Genomic DNA, 6,741 nt, shown 5'->3' on the forward strand with positions numbered 1-6,741 from the left:
GGCGCTGGCACGTTGGAATGCGTACCGGCGACCAGCGCCCGCGGTATCTTTTGCGACTAGCGCCGCGTACAGTCGGCGAGCACTGATATTCACCGCTTCATAACATTGGCTTGATATTCATGGCTGCTTCTTTCCATCTTTCCAACGTCAGGCTCGCAGATGGCCAGCGGGTTTCCGTGTCAGTCGCGGGCGGCCGCATCGAGGCGATCGGGCCGCAGGTTGCCCCGCAGCCCGGCGTGCCGGCCGAGGACGGCGGCGCGGCGTTGCTGCTGCCGGGCTTCGTCGAAGGGCACACGCATCTCGACAAGAGCAACTGGGGCCGCCCGTGGTATCGCAACGAGGTTGGCCCCCTGCTTACCGATCGCATCGGCAACGAGCGTGAATGGCGCAAGACGTCGGGCCACGATTCGGCCGCGCAGTCGCTCGCGCTTTCGCGTGCGTTCGTGCAGGCCGGCACGACGCGCATACGCACCCATGTGGACGTCGACACCGAGGCGGGGCTGCGCTATCTCGAAGGCGTACTAGGCACGCGCCAGACGATGCGAGATGTGCTGGACATGCAGATCGTCGCGTTCCCGCAGTCGGGCATGCTGAAGCGGCCCGGCACGGTCGAGTTGCTCGACCGTGCGCTGGCGGCCGGCGCGGACGTGCTCGGCGCGCTCGACCCGGCGCTGATCGACGGCGATCCCGTGGCGTCGCTGAACGCCACGTTCGAGCTGGCGCAGCGCCATCGCAAGCCGATCGACATCCACCTGCACGAACCCGGCGAGATTGGGGCGTTCACGCTCAGGCTATTGCTCGATCGCGTGCAGGCGCTCGGCATGCAAGGGGAGGTCGTCGTGAGTCATGCGTTTTGTCTGGGAGACCTGGCAGATCGCGAACGCGATGTGTTGCTCGAACGGATCGCACAACTGCGCGTGGCGTTGCTGACGAGCGCGCCGCCTTCGCGCGCGGTTCCGCCGCTCAAGATCTGCCGCGACAAGGGCATAACGATTTTTGGCGGGAACGATGGCATTCGCGACACGTGGTCGCCGTATGGCGTGCCGGACATGCTCGAACGCGCGATGCTGATCGGCATGCGGTATGACTTGCGACGCGATGACGATATCGCGATCGCGTTCGATTGCGTGAGCGAAGCCGCCGCGCGCGGCTGCCATTTCGCCGACTATGGGCTGCACGCCGGCGCGCGTGCGGACCTGGTGCTCGTGGATGCGCAAACCGTCGCGCACGCCGTCGTCGCCCGGCCAAAGCGCAAGCTCGTGGTCGCGAACGGGCGTTTCGTCGTACGCGACGGTGAGCTGATCTGATCGACGGCGTGACGGCTCGCGGTTCGGATTAATTAAGGATTGCAGAATAATACGGCGAGGGCGTTTGCTCAAACGGTCAAAAGTCAGGCGCGTTGTGCGTAGACATTGCACCAGCCATCGGCCGAAACCGCTTTGCCTGGGAACATCGGGCACGGGCCAGCGGCATCGCCGGCCGTGCCCGTATAGAAGCGGCAGTTCGCACAGCGCTGTCCCGCCTGATACTTCGGGAACTTGCCCGTGTCGACGCTACTGGCCTTGGCGCGATAGCCGAGCGACTTCGCGGTGGTATCGCTCTCGTCGACGAGAGGCGGCGCGGCGAGCGCGCGGCCGGCCGTCGTGAGCGCCGCGCACAGGCCGGCGGCGTGGAGAATGAAAGTTCTGCGATTGCGGGTGACCATGCTGATGTCCTGAGTAACGTTGATGATGAAGTGCGAAAAATGAAGCCGGGCGCGCCGGGCGCGCCGCGAGACTCCGCTTGCGAGTGGATGACCTAGTGCCGCGGGCCGGCGTTCAGCGGTGTCGTCGAAGATTGCGCGGCCGTGGCAGTCAGTTTCGCGTTGCCTGTGTCATAGCCGTTGGTGTAGAGCAGAAATGCCATCAGGTCAGCGTATTCGTCGTCGGTCATCTTTCCGGGGCGATCGGCTGGCATGTTGGTCGACATGTACTGGTAAATGCCGCCTATCGTCAGATGCGAGTTCGACGCGGGCGCGAAGGCGGGGCCGCTCAATGCGGGCGCGGTGATGCCTTCGAGTTGCGCGCCATGGCACTTTGCACAGGACTCCGCATAAAGATGCTCGCCATGCGCGACCTGATCGTGATCGAACGCCGGTGCATCGCCGCCCGTCGTAGCGGAAACCCGGATGATGCCTCCCGCTGCGCTCTCGCGTGCCGCGCGCACGGCGCGCATGCCGAAGCGATCGCGCGCCATGTTCATACCGCCGGGCAATGAGGCGCTCGTGTATGTGGTCGTTCCGCTCGCTGTCGCAACGCTTTCCGGCAGCGTCCAGCCGTGCGTGAGCGCGGCGAGGCGGCCATCGCCGCTCATGTGGGTGAGCGCATCGTCGATACGCTTTTGCAGCGCTTGCATGTCGGGCCCCGAAGCAAACACTAGATTCCAGTCGGCATAGGGCGAAGGTGCCGCAGCAACGTCGAAATGCTGCTCCGGATGCAGATGCTGGTAAGCGATAACGGCCGGATACCAGACGATCGCTCGCTGCGCCCGTCCTTTGGCGACCGCGTCGACGGTCAGCTCGGACGTGTTTTCCAGATCGAAGCGCGCGTCTTTCTGCTGGACGGCGATCAACTGCGATGGGCTGGACCAGGTCGCCGCGATGGTCTGCTTACCGTCGGCAGAAGGTGCCAGGGCGCGCGCATGATGCAAGGTGATGCTCACGTAGCCGGAGCGAAGATACCCCTGCGAGAAGACCAATTTGGAACCCGAAGCGTCGGCGATCGCCGAGCGCGGGAAACCGGCCACGAGATCGCACTCGCGTTCGAGCGCATTGAAGAGTTCGTGTGCGGAGATGCCGTCGTCGCCGCCATCGTCGTCGATGCCGCGCGCAACGAAAGTCGCGGCAACGCCGGCAGTCTTCAGGACGGCGCGCGCCACGGCCTTGTCGAGCGCGGCCGTCGGGCTGCCCGGCATCGTGCACACGCGTACTGCGCCGGTCGTCGCAGCGTACGCGCCGTGCGAGCCGCCTGCCGCGAGCGCAATGGCCACGGCGATATGAGTGAGTCGGATGTTCATCATCTTGCGTCCCAGTGGGGGCGGAGAGGCCGCGCGCTTTCATGGCGAGCGCGCGGCGGGAAACGAAGGCGTGCTCAGCTCCGGTCCAGCGCGAACACGTAGAGCGTGCCGCCGCGCGGGACATCCTTCGCCACTTCGGCCATCGGGCCGCCCCAGATCGGATTCGCGCCGCCATAGCCGGCGAGCACAGCCACGTACTCCTTGCCGTTGACCTCGAACACGGACGGTTGCGCGACGATCCCGCTCGCGAGCTGCGGGCTCTCCCAGAGGACCTTGCCCGTGGATACGTCGAACGCATACAGATGGCCGTCGAGCGAGCCGCTGAAGGCGAGGCCGCTCGCGGTCGTCGCCACGCCGCCGTTCCAGGGCATCTTCGTCCAATGGCCCCAGAGCTTCTTGCCGGTGTTCACGTCGATCGCCTGCAGCTCGCCGTAACCTTCGCTGCCCGGCTCAGGCTTGATTTCGAAGCCTTCGCCGAGATAGGGCAGACCTTCCATGTAGCTCACCGATTTGCCGGAAAGGCTCATGCATGCATGCAGCGCCGGCACCACGGCGATATGCCGCTCGGGATCGTAGGACACCGACCACCAGTTCTTTCCACCGAGAAAGCTCGGACACGTGTCGATGGTCGTGCCGGCCTTCGGATATTTCGACGCGTCCTGAACCGGCTTGCCGTCGGCCGTGTAGCCCGTTACCGAGTCCGCTTTCACGAACGGCTCTGCATAGATCAGCTTACCGGTCTGCCGGTCGATGGCATGGAAAAAGCCGTTGCGGTCGGCGTGGATGATGGCGTCGTAGTCCTTGCCCTTGTAACGGATATTCGCGAGGATCGGCGTGTTGACGCCGTCATAGTCCCAGGTGTCGTTGCTCGTGTACTGGTAATGCCACTTGAGCTGGCCGTTTTTCGGATCGAGCGCGAGAAGTGAATCGGAGTACAGATTGTCGCCGGGCCGCAGCGCGGCGAGCCACGGGCCGGGATTGCCCACGCCCCAGTACAGCGTGCGCGACGCGGCGTCGTAGGTGCCGGTCAGCCAGGCGGCACCGCCGCCGTGCGACTGCATGCCATCGGGCCAGGTATCGGCGCCTTGCTCGCCCGCGCCCGGAATCGTGTAGCGCTTCCACACGATCGAGCCGTCGTTGGGATCGAGGGCGGCGATGTAGCCGCGTATGCCGTATTCGCCGCCAGAGGTGCCGACGACGATCGAGCCGTCGAGCGCGAGCGGCGCGAGCGAGAAGGCATAACCGAGACCCGGCTCGAACATCTGCTTTTTCCACACCACGTTGCCGGTCTTCGCGTCGAGCGCGGCGACTTCGCCGCTCAGCATGGCGATATAGACGTTCTTGCCATAGAGCGCGACGCCGCGGTTGACGACGTCGCAACACGCGGTCTTGAACGACTCCGCGCCAAGCTTCGGCTCGTATTTCCAGAGCTGCGTGCCGGTCTTCGCATCGAAGGCATAGACGTTATCCTTCGGTGTGCTGACGAATAGATAATCGCCATTGACGATAGGCGTCGCCTCGAACCCCTGCTTCAGGTCGGCGGGGAACTGATAACTCCACGCCTCCTTCAACAGGCCGACGTTCGACGCGTCGATCTGCTTGAGCGGTGAATGCGATTGACCGTTGTAGCTCCGGTAGTACGTGAGCCAGCCGGGGTCGCTCTGTGCGCGGGTCAACCGGTCATAGGTCACGGGCGGATAGTCCGAGGCGGCATCCACCGGGCCCGCGTTCAAGGTCATCGCTGCCGCGATGCCCATCGCACAGGTCGCAATCCGGCTTGCCGCAGCCGAGCGTCTCTTCATCGTCGTCTCCTGGGTATTTGTCGGTGCACGGCCGGGGGGCGGTCAGGGCAGATGCGCGAGGGGTGGGGCCGGTCCGGGTGCGCTGCCGTTCTTGCAAGTCGTGTGCCATTTGCCGGCAAGCGCCGTGCGCCGGACGATGCAGCCCGGGGCGCGGCTCGCCGGCCGCGCCCCGGACACCGGGCGATGTGTTGCATTCAGGTACAGGCCGCCGCGAAAAGTGTTGGCGAACGTGACAGCCGGCCGCAAGCGGCGTGTGGCGCCGCGCCGCGAGGGGTCTCCGGCGAACCGCGAGGAGCCGCCGGCACGCGCGTTCTCCGTGCTGGCACGTTCCTGGCTAATCGATAGTGAAGAGGAGACAGGTTGTGCGCGCATCGGTCAGCGATCGGCTATTCGACGTATGGCCGGTGCCGCCGGCACATAAAACACATGGAGACGGATGTTGATTCCAGTTATGGAGGCGAGAGCGCGCCGAGGCGGCGCCAGGCGCCTGGGCGTCGTGCTCGGCACCAGCCTCGCGCTCGGCGCGCTTTGCGCGGCGGCATCGGGAGAGGCGGCGGCCGCCGGCACCGGGAGCGAGCCGGACCCGTTGCCGGCCCAGCCCGACGCTGGCCAGAGCCCGGCGCCGATCACACTGCCCGCTGTCGTCGTGGTCGGCACGACGCCGCTGCTCGGCCTCGGAACGCCGCTCGCGAAGGTACCGGCGAACGTGCAGACGGTTCGCGCCGATGACCTCGAAACACAACGCCGCGAGACGCTCACCGACTTCTTTGCAGCGAACCTTCCTAGCGTCAGCGTTGCCGACGCCCAGGGCAATCCGTTTCAGATGAACCTGATCTATCGTGGCTTCACCGCCTCTCCATTGCTCGGCACCCCTCAAGGATTGTCGGTGTTCGTCGATGGCGTGCGCGTCAACGAGCCATTTGGCGACGTCGTGAACTGGGACTTGATTCCAACGGAAGCGATCGACAAGATCCAGCTGATTCCGGGTTCGAATCCGGTCTACGGACTCAACACGCTCGGCGGCGCGATTGCAATCACGACGAAGAACGGGCGCACGAGCCCCGGCGGCGACCTCGATCTTTCGGGTGGCTCGTGGGGGCGCAAGAGCGCTCAGTTCGAGCAGGGCGGCACGCTCGGGCCGCATGTCGACTATTACGCCAATGCGAACGTCATGAACGACAACGGTTGGGCCGACCACGACGCGAGCCGCGTGCGCCAGGGGTTCGGCAAGCTGCGCTACACCGACGACGATACGATGCTCGCGATCTCGGGCGGCGGCGCGGACAACTCGCTGTACGGCAGCCAGACCATTCCCCGCTCTTTTCTCGACAACCCCAACCAGGCCTACACGTTCCCGGACCTGAACCGCAACAGCGTCGGCTACCTGACCGTCTCGGGCGACCACTTCTTCAGCGACAACGTCGAGCTGAGCGGCAACGCCTACTACCGCCATCTGCGCAACGAGAACGTGAGCAGCAACAACAATACGGACTACGGATCAGTCGACGAAAACGGCAACGTCGACACGCTCGAGGGCACCAATGTCGATTCCGTCGTTACGACCGACAGCTTCGGCGCGAGCCTGCAGCTCACGCTGCTCGGCAAGCTTGGCGGCATAGGAAGCCAGCTGGTCGCCGGCGTCGCGGCGGACTTCGCGAACTCGCACTATGTCTCGTCCTCACAGGACGCCACGTTCGCGCCGGACCGCGCGACCATCGGCATCGGCAATTTCGTTCAGCAGACGGATGCAAAGACGCGCAACGTGAACTATGGCGTCTACCTGAACGAGACGCTTTCGCTGACCCCGCAGTGGACACTCACGCTATCGGGGCGCTACGACTGGTCGAGCGCGCGCATTGGCGACGAGAGCGGCTTGCAGCCGCTG

At 65.1% G+C, this 6,741-nt stretch carries 5 protein-coding genes; 2 read left to right on the forward strand and 3 right to left on the reverse strand.

The features are described from left to right. Positions 1-119 precede the first annotated feature (119 nt). On the forward strand, positions 120-1,307 hold the full coding sequence (locus VMJ11_RS20960; protein WP_325621360.1) for an amidohydrolase family protein: 1,188 nt from the start codon (positions 120-122) through the stop codon (positions 1,305-1,307). A gap of 83 nt (positions 1,308-1,390) precedes the next feature. On the opposite strand, the gene VMJ11_RS20965 is transcribed toward VMJ11_RS20960, so the two are convergent. The 3 genes from VMJ11_RS20965 to VMJ11_RS20975 all read right to left on the reverse strand — a co-directional run bounded on the left by VMJ11_RS20965 (position 1,391) and on the right by VMJ11_RS20975 (position 4,856). Beyond that, the gene (locus VMJ11_RS20965) at positions 1,391-1,705 is read right to left on the reverse strand and encodes a high-potential iron-sulfur protein (protein WP_325621362.1); all 315 of its coding nucleotides are present in this window, start codon (positions 1,703-1,705) and stop codon (positions 1,391-1,393) included. Positions 1,706-1,797: 92 nt separating this feature from the next. Further along, positions 1,798-3,054 carry a c-type cytochrome gene (locus tag VMJ11_RS20970; RefSeq protein WP_325621368.1) on the reverse strand — a complete coding sequence of 419 codons (1,257 nt, stop codon included), beginning with the start codon at positions 3,052-3,054 and terminating at the stop codon, positions 1,798-1,800. A gap of 74 nt (positions 3,055-3,128) precedes the next feature. After that, positions 3,129-4,856, reverse strand: a complete 1,728-nt coding sequence (locus tag VMJ11_RS20975) for a methanol/ethanol family PQQ-dependent dehydrogenase (RefSeq protein WP_325621364.1) — start codon at positions 4,854-4,856, stop codon at positions 3,129-3,131. A gap of 436 nt (positions 4,857-5,292) precedes the next feature. Here VMJ11_RS20975 and VMJ11_RS20980 point away from each other — a divergent pair. After that, a partial coding sequence (locus VMJ11_RS20980; protein WP_325621366.1) for a TonB-dependent receptor occupies positions 5,293-6,741 on the forward strand: 1,449 nt, incomplete at its 3' end.

Source organism: Paraburkholderia sp., from assembly GCF_035501035.1.
In the GTDB taxonomy this organism is placed as follows: Bacteria; Pseudomonadota; Gammaproteobacteria; order Burkholderiales; family Burkholderiaceae; genus Paraburkholderia.

What these genes read in the sequence shown, in the direction of transcription:
- VMJ11_RS20970 (WP_325621368.1), bottom strand. Translation starts at nt 3,054, where the DNA reads ATGAACATCCGACTCACTCATATCGCCGTGGCCATTGCGCTCGCGGCA.
- VMJ11_RS20965 (WP_325621362.1), bottom strand. Translation starts at nt 1,705, where the DNA reads ATGGTCACCCGCAATCGCAGAACTTTCATTCTCCACGCCGCCGGCCTG.
- VMJ11_RS20975 (WP_325621364.1), bottom strand. Translation starts at nt 4,856, where the DNA reads ATGAAGAGACGCTCGGCTGCGGCAAGCCGGATTGCGACCTGTGCGATG.
- VMJ11_RS20960 (WP_325621360.1), top strand. Translation starts at nt 120, where the DNA reads ATGGCTGCTTCTTTCCATCTTTCCAACGTCAGGCTCGCAGATGGCCAG.